The following is an 18,197-nucleotide window of genomic DNA, read 5'->3' on the forward strand; positions in this document are numbered from 1 at the left end:
TATTCAGTGTAATGGAGTTGCTTATGTCACTGCACAATCTGACGCGTTTTCCGCGTCTGGAATTTATCGGCGCCCCGACGCCACTCGAATATCTGCCGCGCTTTTCCGACTACCTTGGCCGTGAAATCTATATTAAACGTGATGACACCACGCCAATGGCGATGGGCGGAAATAAGCTGCGTAAACTTGAATTTCTCGCCGCCGACGCGCTGCGCGAAGGCGCTGATACGCTAGTTACCGCAGGTGCTATTCAGTCGAACCACGTTCGCCAGACCGCAGCCGTTGCCGCTAAACTGGGCCTCAAATGCGTTGCGCTGCTGGAAAACCCAATCGGCACGCAAGCGGAAAACTACCTCAGCAACGGCAACCGGTTGATGCTCGATCTGTTTGATGTCGAGATCGAAATATGTGATGCGTTACACGCTCCGGATCAACAGCTAGAAGAGATCGCCACCCGTCTTGAAGCACAGGGTTTTCGCCCGTATGTGGTGCCGGTTGGCGGCTCGAATGCGCTGGGCGCGTTGGGGTATGTGGAAAGCGCACTGGAGATTGCTCAGCAATGTGAAGGCGCGGTGAGTGTCTCCTCGGTGGTGGTCGCTTCCGGTAGCGCAGGGACCCATGCGGGGCTTGCGGTTGGGCTCGAGCAGGTGATGCCGGATGTCGATTTAATTGGCGTTACAGTTTCACGGACTATCGCGCAGCAATTGCCTAAAGTAGAGGCATTGCAGCAGGCGGTCGCGCAATCTCTGAGCGTCAACGCCAATAATCCCATTACTTTGTGGGATGACTATTTCGCACCGGGCTATGGTCATCCCAATGAAGAGGGGCTGGAAGCGATTAAATTACTGGCACGTCTCGAAGGGATTTTGCTCGATCCGGTTTATACCGGCAAAGCGATGGCCGGGCTGATTGATGGCGTGGCACAAAAGCGTTTTAAAGACGAAGGTCCAATCATCTTTATTCATACCGGCGGGGCACCAGCGCTGTTCGCGTACCATCCTCATGTTTAATTACGCCAGATGATTTTGTAGGGTGGATTAGCCCAGCGACATCCACCGCTTTGTAGCGCACAGGGTACATATAAGTATGCAAGAAAGTATTCAACTGGTGCTGGATTCAGCACCCTTTCTCCTCAAAGGGGCCGTCTTTACGCTGCAACTGAGCATCGGCGGCATGTTCTTTGGGTTGATTCTCGGGTTTTTGCTGGCGTTGATGCGCCTGTCGCCCTTTTGGCCATTTTCATGGATATCGCGTTTTTACGTGTCAATTTTTCGTGGCACGCCGTTAATCGCGCAGCTATTTATGATTTATTACGGCCTGCCGCAATTCGGTATTGAACTTGACCCTATTCCGGCGGCGATGATTGGTTTGTCGCTCAATACCGCAGCTTATGCGTCAGAAACCTTGCGTGCGGCGATTTCGTCAATCGAGAAAGGGCAGTGGGAAGCGGCGGCGAGTATCGGTATGACACCGTGGCAAACCCTGCGCCGGGCGATTTTACCCCAGGCGGCACGCGTGGCACTGCCACCACTGAGCAACAGTTTTATCAGTCTGGTGAAAGACACGTCGCTTGCGGCGACCATTCAGGTGCCGGAACTGTTCCGCCAGGCGCAGCTTATTACCTCGCGTACGCTTGAAGTATTTACCATGTATCTCGCGGCTTCATTGATTTACTGGGTAATGGCAACGGTGCTCTCTTCGTTGCAAAACTACTTTGAAAATCAGCTTAATCGCCAGGACAGGGATCCAAAATGAGCGCAATCGACGTAAAAAAACTGGTCAAAAAATTCCACGGACAGACGGTGCTGCACGGTATCGATCTGGAAGTAAAAGCGGGTGAAGTGGTAGCGATTATCGGGCCGAGCGGTTCCGGTAAAACGACGCTATTGCGCTGCATTAATTTGCTGGAACAGCCGGAGTCCGGAACCATTAAGGTGGGTGAAATTTCCATTGATGCCGCGCAATCGCTCAGTAAACAGAAAAATCGCGTGCGCGAGCTGCGCCAGCACGTGGGTTTCGTGTTCCAAAGCTTCAATCTTTTCCCTCATCGCACGGTGATTGAAAATATCATTGAAGGGCCGGTGATCGTAAAAGGCGAGCCAAAGGATGAAGCGATTGCGCGTGCGCGCGAACTGCTGGCGAAAGTGGGCTTGAGCGGGAAAGAGACCAGCTATCCGCGGCGCTTATCCGGTGGGCAGCAGCAGCGCGTGGCCATCGCGCGTGCGCTGGCGATGCGCCCGGAAGTGATATTGTTTGATGAACCCACTTCAGCGCTCGACCCTGAGCTTGTGGGGGAAGTGTTAAGCACCATTCGCCAACTGGCAGAAGAAAAGCGCACCATGGTGATTGTGACGCATGAAATGAGCTTTGCTCGTGATGTTGCCGACCGCGCCATTTTTATGGATCAAGGCCGCATTGTAGAACAGGGCCCCGCACGCGAACTCTTTGCTCATCCTCAGCAACCGCGTACCCGGCAGTTTCTGGAGAAGTTCCTCACGCAGTAGCCACAATGGCCCCTTTTATAGGGGGCCTTTGGGTAACGTCTTGCTCGTTATACATAAGCTAAATCAATGGAATATTGGGGGTTTAGCGCTAGTTATTCACATTCTGAGCCTGATGTCGTTAAATCATATAAATAATATTGATAAGTGTGATAGCGTTAGGCATTACATTTAGAAATAGTTTTAGTGTCAGGAGAATCGCCAGACATAATGGATGATCGCAACTTTTTTAGCTGGCGACAGGACGTATTAAGTCTCTTCCAGTCTGTCAGTGAGGCTGACGAGATAACGAAAATTCTTCATCAGCAAACTGAATTACTGGAATTTGATTATTACTCGCTGTGTATTCGTCATCCGGTGCCATTTACGCGCCCGAAAACGTCATTGCGCTCGTCTTATCCGCAGTCCTGGCTGGATCATTATCATGCCGAAAACTATTTCGCGATTGATCCGGTGCTGCGCCCTGAAAATTTCATGCGCGGGCATTTGCCCTGGAATGATGAACTTTTTGGTGACACCCTTGAGTTTTGGGATGCGGCAAGAGATCACGGATTACGCCGGGGCATCAGCCAGTGTGTGATGGCGCCGAATCGCGCGTTGGGGTTTTACTCTGTTTCGCGAACCGCTGCAAAAGGCAAAATATTGCCTGATATGGAGCTTGAGCTACGTCTGCAATATCTGGCTGAACTGAGCCTGATGACATTAACGCGTCTTAATGATTCGTCGATGGATGCCATGACATTTAAACTGAGCAAGCGTGAGCGCGAAATATTGCAGTGGACGGGCGAGGGGAAAACATCGGCTGAAATCGCCATTATTTTGTCGATATCAGAAAATACGGTGAATTTTCATCAGAAAAATATGCAGAAGAAATTTAATGCGCCGAATAAAACACAAATTGCCTGTTATGCAGCAGCGATTGGGATAATTTGAGTGGGGGCGTTGGACGGGAGCATGCTAACGAAACGGCTGGAGAAAAAGAGCTCATCCAGCCGTCGTTTACCGGTTACTGACGGTAAGCCTGTTTAATTTGCTTAACAGTGTTACCAAACACTTCTGCATGCGCCGAGTCTTCCATCTGAGAAATTTGCTTTTCCATTTTGATGATTACTTTGCCTGCGTCAGCCTGGCCCATGGCTTTAAGCATTTGAGTCAGCATAGCTTTCAGGCAGGTAACTTCAATAGCCAGTTCACTACTGTTGTCTGCGGTGGAAAAATCAGGAGTGCTCATTTGTGTTCCTCGGTCTTGGTTGGTACAACGTCATTTCGTGTAACGGTTTCGTAAGGCGGCGGAGTATAGCATAGTCGTAAACCATTTTATTAGTGCTTACGTGAATCGAGCCGCATGGTTTCTATACAATGTGACGATGTTTGTTTTGGTTGTGTTTATTAATGGTTAAATAAAAGTAATCTGATGAGCCTGACCTATAACTTCTGCTCTTTATGGATTATCGTTTTTTTTAATGTGAAAAGAGTTTTTATTATTACTTGTCATCAATTAATCTGAACGCTTGTAAGTTTCCACTGTACAATTAAATTTCCAAAAACAGTGTTAGTTTTGAAAGTCTATTTTTACGTTTTAAAGTTGCCGGAAAACCCGTTAATATGTTCCGGTAATTTTTAGCAGCGTTATCCCTTTTCTGGAGAGTTCCCCTTTGATCAACGTACTTCTTGTTGATGACCACGAACTGGTGCGCGCAGGGATACGACGCATTCTTGAAGATATCAAAGGGATCAAGATATCAGGTGAAGCAAACTGCGGTGAGGACGCCGTAAAATGGTGCCGCAGCCATCCGGTTGATGTAGTCCTGATGGACATGAACATGCCGGGTATTGGTGGCCTTGAAGCGACGCGTAAAATCGCGCGCTATTCAACAGACATCAAAGTGATTATGTTGACAATTCACACCGAAAATCCGCTACCTGCAAAAGTGATGCAGGCGGGCGCCGCGGGCTATTTAAGTAAAGGTGCCGCGCCGCAAGATGTGGTGAATGCGATTCGTTCGGTTAATGCCGGGCAGCGTTACATTGCGTCTGATATTGCCCAGCAGATGGCATTGAGCCAGATTGAACCGGAAAAAACGGATACCCCGTTTGCCAGTTTGTCTGAGCGTGAATTACAGATTATGCTGATGATCACCAAAGGCCAGAAGGTCAATGAGATCTCAGAGCAGCTTAATCTCAGCCCAAAAACGGTCAACAGTTACCGTTACCGCATGTTTAGTAAGCTGAATATCAGTGGCGATGTTGAGCTGACACACCTGGCCATTCGTCATGGTTTATTCAGCGCGGAGACGTTAATCAGTAGTGAGTGAAATCTTTGACCCACGCGCTTTTCTCAAAACCGTCACCAGCCAACCTGGCGTCTACCGCATGTATGACGCCAGCGAAACGGTCATTTACGTTGGTAAAGCCAAAGATCTAAAAAAGCGCCTGTCGAGCTACTTCAGGAGCAATCTTGCCAGCCGTAAAACCGAAGCTCTGGTTGCGTTAATCCAGCATATCGACGTGACGGTCACCCACACCGAAACCGAAGCGTTGCTGCTCGAGCACAACTACATCAAGCTTTATCAGCCGCGCTACAACGTGCTGCTGCGTGATGACAAATCTTATCCGTTCATTTTCCTTAGCGGTGATACGCACCCTCGATTAGCGATGCATCGTGGCGCGAAGCATGCCAAAGGGGAGTACTTCGGGCCATTCCCAAATGGCTATGCGGTGCGCGAAACGCTGGCGCTATTGCAAAAAATCTTCCCGATTCGTCAGTGCGAAAACAATGTTTATCGCAACCGCTCACGTCCTTGCCTGCAATATCAAATTGGCCGCTGTCTGGGCCCGTGTGTTGCGGGTCTGGTCAGCGAAGAAGATTACGCTCAGCAGGTGGAATATGTGCGTCTGTTCCTGTCCGGTAAAGATGACCAGGTCCTGAATCAGTTGATTGCCAGAATGGAGCAGGCGAGTCAAAACCTGGCGTTTGAAGAGGCCGCGCGCATCCGCGACCAGATTCAGGCGGTTCGTCGCGTCACGGAAAAACAGTTTGTTTCCAATACCGGTGATGATCTTGACGTTATCGGCGTATCGTTCGACTCGGGTATGGCCTGCGTGCATGTTCTTTTTATCCGACAAGGTAAAGTGTTGGGCAGCCGCAGTTACTTCCCGAAAGTGCCAAATGGTACGGAGCTTGCAGAAGTCGTTGAAACTTTTGTCGGGCAGTTCTATTTGCAGGGCAGCCAGATGCGCACGCTGCCTTCTGAAATCCTGCTGGACTTCAATTTACCGGATAAAACCTTGCTGTCGGATTCCCTGACCGAACTGGCAGGGCGGCGTATTAACGTGCAGACCAAGCCTCGCGGTGACAGGGCGCGTTATCTTAAACTTGCTCGTACTAACGCCGCGACGGCGTTGGTCACGCGCCTGGCGCAGCAATCGACTATCCACCAGCGTCTGGCGGCCTTAGCCAGTGTGCTGGAACTGCCAGCAATCAAAAGGATGGAGTGCTTTGACATCAGCCACACCATGGGGGAGCAAACCATCGCGTCCTGCGTGGTGTTTGATGCCAATGGCCCGTTACGCGCGGAATACCGACGCTATAACATTGAAGGCATCACGCCGGGGGATGATTACGCGGCGATGAATCAGGTGTTGCGCCGTCGCTACGGTAAAGCCATCGACGAGAGCAAAGTTCCGGATGTGATTCTTATTGATGGCGGTAAAGGGCAGTTAGGTCAGGCGAAAACCGTATTTGCTGAACTGGATGTGCCGTGGGATAAACACCATCCTTTGCTGCTGGGTGTGGCAAAAGGGGCCGATCGTAAAGCAGGGCTGGAAACGCTGTTCTTTGAGCCGGAAGGCGAGGGATTTTCACTCCCGCCAGATTCACCGGCGCTGCATGTTATCCAGCATATTCGGGATGAATCACATGACCACGCGATTTCCGGCCACCGTAAAAAACGAGCGAAAGTCAAAAATACCAGTGCTCTGGAGACTATCGAGGGCGTTGGGCCAAAACGTCGCCAGCAATTGTTGAAATATATGGGGGGATTGCAACCATTAAAGAATGCATCCGTGGAAGAAATCGCAAAAGTGCCGGGTATCTCGCAAGCGTTGGCAGAAAAGATCTTCTACTCGTTGAAACATTAAGGCCTCTGTAGCAACATAGAGACAATTTCCACTTACGACAGACAGTTAACCAGCACTATGCAATTTAATATCCCAACATTGCTTACTCTGTTTCGTATCATCCTTATCCCATTCTTTGTGCTGGCTTTTTATCTGCCGTTTAGCTGGGCGCCATTCCTATGTGCGTTTATCTTCTGGTTTGCCGCAATCACTGACTGGTTTGATGGTTTTCTGGCGCGTCGCTGGAACCAAAGCACACGCTTTGGCGCTTTCCTCGACCCTGTGGCCGATAAAGTCATGGTTGTTGTTGCGCTAGTGCTGGTGGTTGAACACTATCACGCGTGGTGGGTCACACTCCCCGCCGCCACCATGATTGCCCGTGAGATCATTATTTCTGCATTGCGCGAATGGATGGCGGAAATTGGCAAACGCAGCAGCGTTGCCGTCTCCTGGATTGGTAAAACCAAAACAATGGCCCAAATGCTCGCCCTGATTGGTATGCTCTGGCGTCCAAATATGTGGATTGAATACGCGGGGATTGGCTTGTTCTTTATCGCTGCGGTACTGACGTTCTGGTCAATGTTCCAGTATCTGAAAGCGGCAAGCAAAGACCTGCTCGACAATTCCGGCGCTTAATCTGGCCTGAATCTGATTTAACCGCCATTTTTCAGAAAGCATGAGTTAACGCTCATGCTTTTTTTGATCGCGCCAACCTGAATTTCAAATGCAAAAAAGCCCGCTTAGTTTCCTAAGCAGGCTTTCGAATTTGGCTCCTCTGACTGGACTCGAACCAGTGACATACGGATTAACAGTCCGCCGTTCTACCGACTGAACTACAGAGGAATCGTGTGAACGGGGCGCATAGTAACGAGCGGCGGCAGGGTTGTCAAAGGCTGTTTAGAAGAAACGTGTTTGATTGCTGGTTTAATCAGCAAAAAGTAGAAAAGAGCCGCAAAGCGCGGCTCTTTGAAGGATTTACGCGCGTTGCGTCCGTACCGGCGCTGTCGCTTCGAACAGCCACGGCCGGGCATCGCTGGAAACCAGTGGCGACAATTTCTCGCGTACATGCTGGTGGTATTCATCCAGCCAGGCAATTTCCTGCTCGCTCATGAGCGGCAATTCAACCGCACTTAAATCGATAGGGATTAGCGTTAGCGAGGCGAACTTGCAGAAGCCCGCTTGCGAGGCGACAACTTCCACCTGGTTTTCGATACGAATCCCGTGGCTGCCCGCGAGGTAATAACCCGGTTCAATGGTGAGAATATTGCCCGGCACCATTGGCCACGGGTTCACTTTCTTCGCCATACGATGCGGGTTTTCATGAATCAGCAGGTAGTGCCCCACGCCGTGTCCGGTGCCGTGGTCATAATCCAGCCCCAGTTCCCATAGCGGGCGGCGGGCAAACGCATCTAACTGATGCCCTTGGGTGCCTTCCGGGAATTGCAGTGAAATAAGCGACAGAAAACCTTTTAACACCGCGGTGTAATGCAGGCGGCGCTGCCCATCTAACTGACCAAAGTTCAGCGTGCGCGTGGCATCCGTCGTTCCGTTGAAATACTGTCCGCCAGAGTCATTGAGGTAAAATTCATTGCTGGTGATGGCTGCGTTGGTTTCCGGCGCGCTGTGGTAATGGCACATGGCTGCGTTACCGGCGGCTGCAGAAATTGTCCCAAAACTCTGCTCGAGGAAGTTGTCGCACTCCTGACGAAATGCGAGCTGTTTTTCCTGGGCTTCGAGTTCGGTTATCGGGTTGCCTGCGGCCTCCCGCAGCGGAACTTCGTGGCTGAGCCAGGCGAGGAAATTGACCCAGGCCGCGCCATCCTGAACATGACTTGCGCGATAACCTTCCAGTTCGGTCTCATTTTTATTGGCTTTCATCAACGTGATGGGATCGGCCTGCCACTTGATGTCACCGCCGCCAGTTTCTACTGCAAAACGGACGGCAACCGGCGCATTATCGCCATCCAGCAAGAAGCTTTTACCCGCAGCAAGCTGTTGGCAGCGCGTCAGAAAATCTTCTGGATTTTGTACAGTGACCGCTTCCCGCACTTCGCTATCAAGCTGTTGTAGCTTAGCTGAGTCAACAAACCACTCAACGGCACCGTCGTTTTTCACCAACGCAAAAGAGAGTGGCACCGGGCTCATGGCGATGTCTGACCCGCGTACATTCAGCAGCCAGGCAATATTATCCGGCAACGTCAAAGCCAAATAATCCGCTCCTTCCTGAGTCAACGCGTGGGCAACACGCGCGCATTTAGACGCGCTGGATTCGCCGCTAATCGCATCTGGCATCTGGCGTATCGCACCCTGAGGGGCTGCGGGGCGAGTACTCCAGATTTCATTAAGGGGATCGTCGTTAACCGCAACCAGATCGCAGCCGCTGGTGCGCAGGTTTTCGTATTGACTGTTAACCATCAGCATCGGCTCAAAGGCGATGCGTTTCCCTGCTGGCAGGTTATCGCGCATCCACAAATGAACAGGTTCATCGTGCAGATGATGGATTTCAAACTCGTCCACATTCACTTGCTGACGAGCCTGAACCTGGTAGCGACCATCGACTAACAGCAGGGCGCGATCCGCAAGAATAAGAGCCAGGCCCGCGGAACCGTCAAAGCCGCTGATAAACGCCAGTTTGTCGTCAAACGGGGCGCTGTATTCGCTTTGATGCGCATCGGCGCGGGGGATCAGCATGCCATCAAGATCACGCGCGTTAAGCAGGCTGCGCAACGCAGCCAGGGAGGATGTGTGTTGCATTAATATTTTCTCTTAGCGGAAAGGGGGTTCATTAAAGGTGCGCAGTTTGCGCGAATGCAGACGTTCGCCTTCGGCTCGCAGCAAATCAATGGCGCAAATACCGATTTGCAGGTGCTCAGAGATCGCCCCTTCATAGAACCGGTTGGCCTGGCCGGGGAGCTTTATCTCACCGTGAAGCGGTTTATCGGAAACGCACAGCAGCGTGCCATACGGTACGCGGAAGCGATAACCCTGGGCGGCAATCGTTGCGCTTTCCATATCAATCGCAACGGCGCGGCTCAAATTAAAACGCAGCGCCGAGGCGGAGTAGCGCAGTTCCCAGTTACGGTCGTCGGTGGTGACGACCGTCCCGGTACGCAGGCGCTGTTTAACTTCTTCCCCCGGCATGCCGCTCACAAGCTTAGTGGCGTCATACAGCGCACGCTGAACTTCGGCAATGCTTGGGATAGGAATATCCGGCGGTAACACTGCATCCAGAACGTGATCGTCGCGCAAGTAAGCATGGGCCAGAACGTAATCGCCAATCGACTGGCTTTCGCGCAGGCCACCGCAGTGACCAATCATCAGCCATGCCGCCGGGCGCAATACCGCCAGGTGATCGCAAATGGTTTTTGCATTGGACGGGCCTACGCCAATGTTGATAAGCGTAATGCCAGTGCCGTTCGCGTCAATCAGGTGCCAGGCAGGCATTTGGTGTTTCTTCCAGGCGAGATCGGAAATCGCTTCTTCAGGTGCCTGGCTGTCGGCGGTTAGCCACACGCCGCCTGCGCAGGAAAGGGCGACGTATGGGCTTTCCGGGTCAAGGATCTGCTGGCAGCCCCAGCGCACAAATTCATCAACATAACGGGTGTAGTTGGTGAACAGCACAAACGACTGAAAATGTTCAACCGGCGTGCCGGTGTAGTGGCGCAAACGAGCCAGGGAAAAATCCACGCGGCGTGCATCAAAGTGCGAAAGCGGGTAGAACTCGGTAGGGTGGAACAGGCCGTCGGCTGTCTCATCGCCAATCTGCGCCAGTTCCGTGGTCGGGAAGTGGCGCGGCAAACCGGCGCTCATTGAGCGGTCCAGCGATAAATTCGAACCATCAATCACATAGGGATACGGAATTTCGTGTCGTGATAATCCCACTTCAATTTGTGCGCCGTAGTCTTCATACAGCAGCGTAAGTTGTTCCGCGAGGTAATGGCGAAAAAGTGTGGGGCGGGTGACGGTGGTGGTGTAGCTGCCGGGATGAGTGAATCGGGCGAAAGCGCGGGTTTTATTCGGGTGGTGAATCGCGCCATCCCAACTGACGCGCAATTCCGGGTAGACAAATAATCCTGCGGTACGTTTTTCTATTTCTGGAAGGGCACCGTTTTCAACGTACTGGCCAATGGCGTCGCGCAATGCATTGACCGAGGCATCGTACAGCTCCTCTAATTTATCAAGGGCCTGGCTTGGGGTAAGGGCAGTGTCGGCTGTCTGATGCGTCATCTTCTCTCCTTAGTCCTGCTTTTCAGTAAGCAGGTTTCGATAGTATGTCATCGACGGGAGGGAACGGAAGGGGGGAGCGGGGCTGGAAAAGCAAAAAGCCTGCTTAAATAAGCAGGCTTCTTAAATTTGGCTCCTCTGACTGGACTCGAACCAGTGACATACGGATTAACAGTCCGCCGTTCTACCGACTGAACTACAGAGGAATCGCTTGAACGGGGCGCATATTAACGAGGCATTTCAGGCTTGTCAAAGCCTCTCATCACTACCTTTGTTCGTTTGCTGATAAAACAAGCAAACGAGGCCGTCCGAGCGTGCAGACATATCTTTACAGCGCATTTGTTGCCAAACCGGAACGACTGACTAAGATAAGCGGTTCAATTGGAGTGAGGGATTCATGAATAAGCGGCAGCATTTAGCAAAGTGGTTTTTGTTCCTGGCCTGTCTGGTGGTGCTTGTTTGCACCGCGCAGCGCATGGCGGGGCTGCATGCTTTGCAAATGAACGCTGCGCAAAGCGTCATGTTTTCGCAAAACGCTGTTCCCGATGTTTCCAATATTGACGATGCCTCCCCGGTTACGCCTTGCGAACTGAGTGCCAAATCATTGCTTGCCGCACCGCCTGTGCTGTTTGAAAGCGCGCTGTTTATTTTCAGCCTGATCCTTACCCTGCTTGCGCCGCTTGAGGCGAAACCTTCATCCGTTGCCCCCGCACGGGCATTTTCTTCGCCCACCCTCAGAGTCCATCTGCGATTTTGCGTTTTCCGTGAATGAAAAACCGGCTGTTTAACACTGGTCGATAATTCATTTACGGAGAAAAAATATGTTGAGTCTTTTCAGGCAGGCATTGCTCTGCCTTTTACTGCTATGGCTGCCCTTTTCCTGGGCGGCGGAAAGTGGCTGGCTGCGTTCTGCTGAAAACAGTCATGCCAGCGTGCGTCTGCGGGCTGATTCGTCCCCGCAGGGCGAAGCACAGGTTTTACTGGATATTAAGCTCGCCGAGGGCTGGAAAACCTATTGGCGTTCACCGGGGGATGGGGGAGTCGCGCCGGGCATTACCTGGCATGAACCTGTGAAATCTGCCCGCTGGTTTTGGCCTGTGCCGCAACGGTTTGACGTGGCGGGTATTACCACGCAGGGTTATCACAACGAGGTTAGCATTCCGCTAACGCTTGAAGGCAAAATGCCTGCGAAAATCGCGGGCGTATTGACCTTATCCACCTGCAAAGATGTTTGCCTTTTAACGGATTTCCCTTTTGAAATTACGCCAGATAACAGCGGTGCCAGTTTTGCGCATGACTTCGCTCAGGCGATGGGGAAAGTGCCTCTGCCTAATGGCCTGACGGACAATCTTAAAGCCGGTTATCACAATGCGGGGCTGATAGTGCAGGCCACGCGGGCGGCAGGCTGGCAAAAACCTGAACTGTTTCTGAATATGCCGGAAGATGCCAGTTTTGGTAAGCCAAAATACCGCGTCGAGGGTGAAACGCTGTGGGCAACGATTCCGGTTAGCGACGGCTGGGACGGCGCGGGCCCCGATTTGCGCGGGCGCGATCTTTCGCTGGTTATTGCAGATAACGGCGTAGCTCAACAAAGCCGTGTGCTGATAGCCGATGCGCCCCTTATGCCGAATGCGGATAACGACTTTGAACTGTGGCAAGTATTGCTCCTGGCATTGTTGGGCGGGTTCATCCTCAATTTAATGCCGTGTGTTTTGCCGGTGTTGGGTATGAAATTGGGCTCGGTTCTGCTGGTGGAAAAGCAGGATCGGCGGGTGATACGTCAGCAATTCCTTGCCTCGTTTGCCGGTATTCTCGTGTCGTTTATGGCGCTGGCACTGTTAATGACGGTGTTGCGTTTGACGAATCAGGCGGTGGGGTGGGGGATCCAGTTCCAGAGCGTCTGGTTTATCGGGTTTATGGCGATAGTCATGCTGGTTTTCAGCGCCAACCTGTTTGGGCTATTTGAGTTTCGACTCTCTTCAAAAGTGACGACCAAACTCGCCACGCAGGGCGGCAGCGGCATGAGCGGGCATTTCTGGCAGGGGGCGCTGGCCACGCTTTTGGCTACGCCATGCAGTGCGCCGTTCCTCGGAACCGCAGTGGCTGTAGCTCTGGCTTCTTCGTTGCCCGTGCTGTGGGGAATTTTCGTTGCGCTCGGCGTGGGGATGAGCCTGCCGTGGCTGCTGATTGCTGCGCGTCCGTCCCTGGCATTACGTTTGCCGCGACCAGGCCGCTGGATGCTTTGGCTGCGCCGGGCGCTGGCCGTCATGATGTTGGGGTCGGCACTATGGTTGGCGAGCCTGTTGCCGGTTCATTTTAGTTCAACGACCAATGCGTCAGCGAAAGAAAACATCGCCTGGCAACCGCTCAGCGAACAAGCGATTGCCGATGCCCTGGCGCAAAATAAACGCGTGTTTATTGATGTCACTGCGGACTGGTGCATTACCTGCAAAATTAATAAGTTAAACGTTCTTTCTCGCGATGATGTGCAGGCCGTATTGCAACAACCGGATGTGGTTGCGCTACGCGGTGACTGGACGCTCCCTTCCGAAGCAATCACTACGTTTCTCAAACAACGCGGCCAGTCCGGCGTGCCGTTTAATCAGGTTTATGGCCCAAAGATGACAGACGGTAAAGCACTGCCAACCCTGTTAACACGTGACTCTGTGCTCAATACGCTGACTCAAGCGCAAGGAGATAAATAATGAAAACGATCATCACTTTTTGGGTGCTGCTGCTGACAACGTTTAGCGCAACTGCCGCCACGCCATCCAATGAAGAGCAATTGCAGGAGATGATTTTCCAGGCGTTGTATCACGACCCCGCTAGCCCGCGGATAGGCGCAACTTCGCCGAAACTGACGCTTATCTCTTTTACCGACTACAACTGCCCTTACTGCAAAAAATTTGATCCCATGCTGGAGAAGATCGTCGAGAAATATCCTGATGTCGCCGTGGTATTTAAGCTGCTGCCGTTTCGCGGTGAGTCCTCTTCACTTGCCTCACGCGTGGCGCTGACGACCTGGCGGGAAAACCCACAGCAGTTCCTTGCGTTACATCAAAGTCTGATGTCCAAAAAGGGGAATCACACCGCGGGCACCATTGATGCGGCAGTCGCAAAAAGTGGCGCTACGCCGCTCAAGCCGGACGAGCTGAGTCAGGAAACGTTGAATCTCAATCTGCAACTGGCGCGCGTGGTTGGTGTGGAGGGGACGCCAGCAACCCTGGTTGGCGATACTTTGCTGGCGGGCGCGGTGCCATGGGAATCGTTGGATCAACTGGTAAAAGAGAAGCGAGAGCAGGCCAATGAAAAGTAAGCTCAGACGCTGGGGGCGTGAAGCCCTGGTCGCCGTGATGATTTTCATCACTATTGTTGTCGTGATGGATTGGTGGCGCGCGCCAACAATGCCAACCACATTTGACAGCACACCGATGCATACGCTTGATGGCAATGTGATCAGGCTGAGCACATTAAGCGATGAACGCCCGCTGCTGCTTTATTTCTGGGCGAGCTGGTGCGGTATATGCCGTTACACAACACCATCGGTCGCACAACTGGCGGAGGAAGGCGAAAATATCATGACTATCGCTTTACGTTCGGGGGAACCCAGGGACGTTACGCGCTGGCTTGAACATAAAAAATTTCAGCTTCCTGTGGTGAATGATGCCTCCGGGGAATTATCTCGCACCTGGCAAATAGGCGTCACGCCTACGCTGGTGGTGCTTTATAAAGGCGAAGTGGTTTCGTCTACTACCGGTTGGACGAGCTACTGGGGCATGAAGCTGCGCCTGTGGTTTGCCGCTTTATAATTCGCGAAAACCTGCCAATGTGCGCACCGCGATGGTGCGCACATACCTCTTATGGGGCATAAGAGAACCCTCGTTTCATTTTTATTTTTCAGCTCAATACATCGCTTCTGCTTATTATCCAGCCTGTTAGGGCATCTGGTCGGATGTTTCTCAAAAGTGGCAAGTATATTGCAACTCCCAGGAAGACATCACTGCCGAGACTGGCGTTGGCATTCCGTGTAGGAGGCAAAATGAATTTAAGACGACTGAAGTACTTCGTGAAAATCGTCGATATTGGTAGCCTGACTCAGGCCGCAGAAGTGCTGCATATTGCGCAGCCGGCGCTGAGCCAGCAAGTTGCTACCCTTGAAGGTGAAATGGATCAGCAATTATTAATTCGCACTAAGCGCGGCGTTACGCCAACCGAAGCCGGGAAGATCCTTTATACCCATGCACGAACCATATTACGTCAGTGTGAACAGGCACAATTAGCCGTTTGCAACGTGGGCCAAACTTTAGGCGGGCAAGTCTCTATTGGGCTGGCACCAGGGACTGCGGCTTCCTCCATCACCATGCCATTATTACAGGCAGTACGTGCGGAATTACCCGACGTGCTGGTCTATCTGCATGAGAACAGTAGTTCTGTCCTGAATGACAAGCTGTTAAGCGGCCAGCTTGACATGGCGGTCTTATATGACCGTTCTCCGACGGCGGGCATCATTAGCCAACCGTTGCTTAAAGAGGAGTTGTTTCTGGTCGGCACCCGCGACTGTCCTGGACAGACAGTCGATCTCTGCGCGGTGGCCGAAATGAACCTATTCCTGCCGCGCGACTACAGCGCCGTACGTAAACGTGTCGACGAAGCCTTTTCGCTACGCCGCCTGACGGCAAAAATTACCGGTGAGATTGACTCTATTTCGACGCTGACTGCAGCTATTGCAAGCGGGATGGGCGTTACCGTATTACCAGAGTCCGCGGCGCGAGCGCTAGTGAGTTCGGCAAACGGTTGGATGGCGCGAATCACCAGCCCATCTCTGAATTTACCGCTTTCGGTTAATTTGTCAGCACGCACTGGATTAAGCCCGCAAGCTCAGGCGGTAAAAGACATTCTGATGTCTTTGGTGGTTCGTCCGATGTCGGAAAATCGCGAGCTGCAGTTGGTCGGCTAATTCGCCTTATCGCTAAATAGAATAAGTTGCTGGTTTTTATTATTTGTTATCTCAGGGTTGCCACTTTAACAATAGTGTAAAGAACGGTAATGCCCCGGGGGCAATGTGAACTTCCAGCAACTTAAAATTATCCGCGAGGCGGCCCGGCGGGACTATAACCTGACCGAAGTCGCCAATATGCTTTTCACTTCGCAATCTGGCGTCAGCCGACATATTCGCGAGCTGGAAGAAGAGCTCGGTATTGAGATCTTCATCCGCCGTGGTAAGCGTTTATTAGGTATGACGGAGCCGGGCAAAGCCCTGCTGGTGATTGCTGAACGCATCCTGAACGAAGCCAGCAATGTGCGGCGTTTAGCCGATGTGTTTACCAATGACACCAGCGGCGTGCTGACCATTGCGACAACCCACACCCAGGCCCGCTATAGTCTGCCGACGGTGATCAAATCGTTCCGTACCTTGTTTCCTGAAGTGCGTCTGGAGCTTATCCAGGGCACACCGCAGGAAATAGAGACGTTGTTGCATAACGGCACGGCGGATATCGGGATTGCCAGTGAGCGGCTGAGTACCGATCCTACCGTCGTCGCTTATCCGTGGTTTCGTTGGTACCACACATTACTGGTGCCGCGCGGCCATCCGTTAATTCACGCGAATCCTCTCACGCTCGATGATATTAGCCGCTGGCCGCTGATTACCTACCGCCAGGGGATCACCGGACGCGCGCGTATTGATGAAGCGTTTTCACGGCGTGGACTAACGCCCGACATCGTTTTGAGCGCGCAAGATTCTGACGTAGTGAAGACCTACGTCGAACTGGGATTGGGCATTGGGCTGGTGGCGTTTCAGGCAAGCAGTGAAGAAGGGGAATTGGTCAGGCTGGATACCCGCCATCTCTTTGATGCCAACACCGTATGGCTCGGTTTGAAGCGCGGGCAGCTTCAGCGCAATTACGTCTGGCGTTTTATTGAACTCTGCAACCCCGAACTTTCCGTTGCCGATATCAAACGTCTGGCGCTGGAACCGGAAGAAACCGTGCTGGATTATCAAATCTGATCCCTTTTTTACGGTTAAAGTGGCTCCATATGGGCTGTGAAACGGGGTGATTTGCTCGAAGTGTGATCGGTGCGGTGTAAAATTCAGCAAACGAAACGCGGTGACGGAAAATTTCATTGACTCACCGCGTCAGGTAAGTAGAATGCAACGCATCGAACGGCAGCACAGCTTGCCAGAAGATAGTAAAATCAAATGATTAGCTTTAAGCTTCATTAAAAGATTTTGCGGGAATAGCTCAGTTGGTAGAGCACGACCTTGCCAAGGTCGGGGTCGCGAGTTCGAGTCTCGTTTCCCGCTCCAAATTTTAGTAACAGAAATTCTGTTACAGCCTGCAAAGGTGAAAGGTTTTGGCGCGTTAGCAAAGCGGTTATGTAGCGGATTGCAAATCCGTCTAGTCCGGTTCGACTCCGGAACGCGCCTCCACTTTCTTCCCGAGCCCGGGTGGTGAAATCGGTAGACACAAGGGATTTAAAATCCCTCGGCGTACGCGCTGTGCGGGTTCAAGTCCCGCCCCGGGCACCATGGGAATTAAAGAATAAAATCAATGATAAGCAGTGTCGTGTAAACCACCTTCGGGTGGTTTTTTATTGCCTGTAAATCGCCTTTCTTCATCTCCTACCTGTTACAATTTCCTTTTAGATTAATTTCACTGCACACCACTGTTTGCAGGTGACCGCAGCACTCTTTTGCTCATCCCGGCTAAAAAACCGAACCACTCAGGAGTCACAGTATGAATCAAGGGCCGCTAAACGAAGAAGAACTGGAATGGTTGGATGACACGCTCACGAAATATGGCAGCGATGATTCCGTGCTGGATGTCTCCGAACTGGACGGCATGTTCACCGCCATTCTCTCTGCACCGAAGAAAATTGAGCTTTCTCAGTGGCAAGCTGCCTTGTGGGGCGGTGACGATGGGCTCCCACGCTGGGAAAGTAAGCAAGAACAGCAACGTTTTCAAGATCTTGCATTACAGCATATGAATGATATTGCCGAACGTCTGCTTGATGCCCCGGATCAGTTCGATCCGCTATTCGGTTATCGCGAAGTAGAAGGTAATGATTACACCATCGTTGAAGAGTGGTGCTTTGGTTATATGCGAGGTGTGGCGCTGGGTGAATGGTCAGCGCTGCCAGAGCAACTCAAACCTGCTCTGAAGGCGATTGCTCTTCACGGCGAAGAAGCCAATATCGCGAAACTCGAACAAATGAGCGAGCAGGAATATGAAGCCAGCCAGGAAGCGATTGGTCCTGCGGCATTGCAGTTACACCAGTACTGGTTTGAGAAGCGTAAGGCTGATGCAAATACGCTGCATTAATTTTTACCTGTAGCCTCCTGACCCAGGCACT

At 52.0% G+C, this 18,197-nt stretch carries 17 protein-coding genes and 5 tRNA genes; 17 read left to right on the forward strand and 5 right to left on the reverse strand.

Annotated elements, in window-relative coordinates; translation table 11 throughout:
• Nucleotides 1-23: 23 nt before the first annotated feature.
• From dcyD to sdiA, 4 genes are all read left to right on the forward strand, one after another.
• Nucleotides 24-1,010, forward strand: coding sequence for a D-cysteine desulfhydrase (gene dcyD / locus AB1E22_RS17950; protein WP_367596590.1), 987 nt, complete (start codon nucleotides 24-26; stop codon nucleotides 1,008-1,010).
• Nucleotides 1,011-1,086: 76 nt separating this feature from the next.
• Nucleotides 1,087-1,755: a cystine ABC transporter permease gene (gene tcyL, locus AB1E22_RS17955; RefSeq protein WP_367596591.1), complete on the forward strand. Its 669-nt coding sequence runs from the start codon at nucleotides 1,087-1,089 to the stop codon at nucleotides 1,753-1,755.
• Entirely contained in the window at nucleotides 1,752-2,504 is a 753-nt protein-coding gene (gene tcyN / locus AB1E22_RS17960) for an L-cystine ABC transporter ATP-binding protein TcyN (RefSeq protein WP_367596592.1), read from the forward strand. Before tcyL ends, tcyN begins: the two co-directional genes overlap by 4 nt.
• Before the next feature lie 207 nt (nucleotides 2,505-2,711).
• Complete coding sequence (gene sdiA / locus AB1E22_RS17965) at nucleotides 2,712-3,434, forward strand: transcriptional regulator SdiA (protein WP_367596593.1); 723 nt, start codon at nucleotides 2,712-2,714, stop codon at nucleotides 3,432-3,434.
• A 73-nt stretch (nucleotides 3,435-3,507) separates the two neighbouring features.
• Here sdiA and AB1E22_RS17970 read toward each other — a convergent pair whose 3' ends face one another.
• The gene (locus AB1E22_RS17970) at nucleotides 3,508-3,732 is read right to left on the reverse strand and encodes a DUF2594 family protein (RefSeq protein ID WP_367596594.1); all 225 of its coding nucleotides are present in this window, start codon (nucleotides 3,730-3,732) and stop codon (nucleotides 3,508-3,510) included.
• Nucleotides 3,733-4,156: 424 nt separating this feature from the next.
• Between AB1E22_RS17970 and uvrY the strand changes: the two genes are divergently transcribed.
• From uvrY to pgsA, 3 genes are read left to right on the forward strand one after another with little or no spacing between them, the layout of a single operon-like run.
• Nucleotides 4,157-4,816 carry a UvrY/SirA/GacA family response regulator transcription factor gene (uvrY, locus tag AB1E22_RS17975; protein ID WP_139877011.1) on the forward strand — a complete coding sequence of 220 codons (660 nt, stop codon included), beginning with the start codon at nucleotides 4,157-4,159 and terminating at the stop codon, nucleotides 4,814-4,816.
• A complete protein-coding gene (uvrC, locus tag AB1E22_RS17980) occupies nucleotides 4,809-6,641 on the forward strand; it encodes an excinuclease ABC subunit UvrC (protein ID WP_367596596.1) in 1,833 nt (610 codons plus the stop codon). Before uvrY ends, uvrC begins: the two co-directional genes overlap by 8 nt.
• Before the next feature lie 57 nt (nucleotides 6,642-6,698).
• Entirely contained in the window at nucleotides 6,699-7,256 is a 558-nt protein-coding gene (pgsA, locus tag AB1E22_RS17985) for a CDP-diacylglycerol--glycerol-3-phosphate 3-phosphatidyltransferase (RefSeq protein ID WP_367596597.1), read from the forward strand.
• Nucleotides 7,257-7,387: 131 nt separating this feature from the next.
• Here the strand turns inward: pgsA and AB1E22_RS17990 are convergent.
• The 4 genes from AB1E22_RS17990 to AB1E22_RS18005 all read right to left on the reverse strand — a co-directional run bounded on the left by AB1E22_RS17990 (nucleotide 7,388) and on the right by AB1E22_RS18005 (nucleotide 11,050).
• Nucleotides 7,388-7,463, reverse strand: a tRNA-Asn gene (locus tag AB1E22_RS17990).
• 132 nt (nucleotides 7,464-7,595) lie between these two features.
• Nucleotides 7,596-9,374, reverse strand: coding sequence for an aminopeptidase P family protein (locus tag AB1E22_RS17995; RefSeq protein ID WP_367596598.1), 1,779 nt, complete (start codon nucleotides 9,372-9,374; stop codon nucleotides 7,596-7,598).
• Between the two features lie 12 nt (nucleotides 9,375-9,386).
• Nucleotides 9,387-10,847, reverse strand: coding sequence for an AMP nucleosidase (locus tag AB1E22_RS18000; RefSeq protein WP_367596599.1), 1,461 nt, complete (start codon nucleotides 10,845-10,847; stop codon nucleotides 9,387-9,389).
• Between the two features lie 127 nt (nucleotides 10,848-10,974).
• Nucleotides 10,975-11,050: transfer RNA gene (locus AB1E22_RS18005), tRNA-Asn, on the reverse strand.
• A 191-nt stretch (nucleotides 11,051-11,241) separates the two neighbouring features.
• On the opposite strand from AB1E22_RS18005, the gene AB1E22_RS18010 reads away from it, so the two are divergent.
• From AB1E22_RS18010 to AB1E22_RS18055, 10 genes are all read left to right on the forward strand, one after another.
• Entirely contained in the window at nucleotides 11,242-11,616 is a 375-nt protein-coding gene (locus AB1E22_RS18010; protein ID WP_367596600.1) for a copper resistance protein, read from the forward strand.
• A 49-nt stretch (nucleotides 11,617-11,665) separates the two neighbouring features.
• Nucleotides 11,666-13,549 (forward strand): protein-disulfide reductase DsbD family protein, encoded by a 1,884-nt coding sequence (locus AB1E22_RS18015; protein ID WP_367596601.1) that lies wholly within the window; start codon nucleotides 11,666-11,668, stop codon nucleotides 13,547-13,549.
• On the forward strand, nucleotides 13,549-14,160 hold the full coding sequence (locus AB1E22_RS18020; RefSeq protein ID WP_367596602.1) for a DsbA family protein: 612 nt from the start codon (nucleotides 13,549-13,551) through the stop codon (nucleotides 14,158-14,160). Before AB1E22_RS18015 ends, AB1E22_RS18020 begins: the two co-directional genes overlap by 1 nt.
• On the forward strand, nucleotides 14,150-14,653 hold the full coding sequence (locus tag AB1E22_RS18025; protein ID WP_367596603.1) for a protein disulfide oxidoreductase: 504 nt from the start codon (nucleotides 14,150-14,152) through the stop codon (nucleotides 14,651-14,653). The genes AB1E22_RS18020 and AB1E22_RS18025 overlap by 11 nt, the downstream gene beginning before the upstream one ends.
• 230 nt (nucleotides 14,654-14,883) lie before the next feature.
• The gene (gene nac / locus AB1E22_RS18030) at nucleotides 14,884-15,801 is read left to right on the forward strand and encodes a nitrogen assimilation transcriptional regulator NAC (RefSeq protein WP_367596604.1); all 918 of its coding nucleotides are present in this window, start codon (nucleotides 14,884-14,886) and stop codon (nucleotides 15,799-15,801) included.
• Nucleotides 15,802-15,906: 105 nt separating this feature from the next.
• Complete coding sequence (gene cbl, locus AB1E22_RS18035; protein ID WP_367596605.1) at nucleotides 15,907-16,851, forward strand: HTH-type transcriptional regulator Cbl; 945 nt, start codon at nucleotides 15,907-15,909, stop codon at nucleotides 16,849-16,851.
• Nucleotides 16,852-17,075: 224 nt separating this feature from the next.
• A tRNA-Gly gene (locus AB1E22_RS18040) sits at nucleotides 17,076-17,151 on the forward strand.
• A gap of 49 nt (nucleotides 17,152-17,200) precedes the next feature.
• Nucleotides 17,201-17,274: transfer RNA gene (locus AB1E22_RS18045), tRNA-Cys, on the forward strand.
• Nucleotides 17,275-17,286: 12 nt separating this feature from the next.
• Nucleotides 17,287-17,373, forward strand: a tRNA-Leu gene (locus tag AB1E22_RS18050).
• A 208-nt stretch (nucleotides 17,374-17,581) separates the two neighbouring features.
• Nucleotides 17,582-18,166, forward strand: coding sequence for a YecA family protein (locus tag AB1E22_RS18055; protein WP_367596606.1), 585 nt, complete (start codon nucleotides 17,582-17,584; stop codon nucleotides 18,164-18,166).
• Nucleotides 18,167-18,197: the final 31 nt, after the last annotated feature.

The organism is Buttiauxella gaviniae (assembly GCF_040786275.1).
Taxonomy (GTDB): Bacteria; Pseudomonadota; Gammaproteobacteria; order Enterobacterales; family Enterobacteriaceae; genus Buttiauxella; species Buttiauxella gaviniae_A.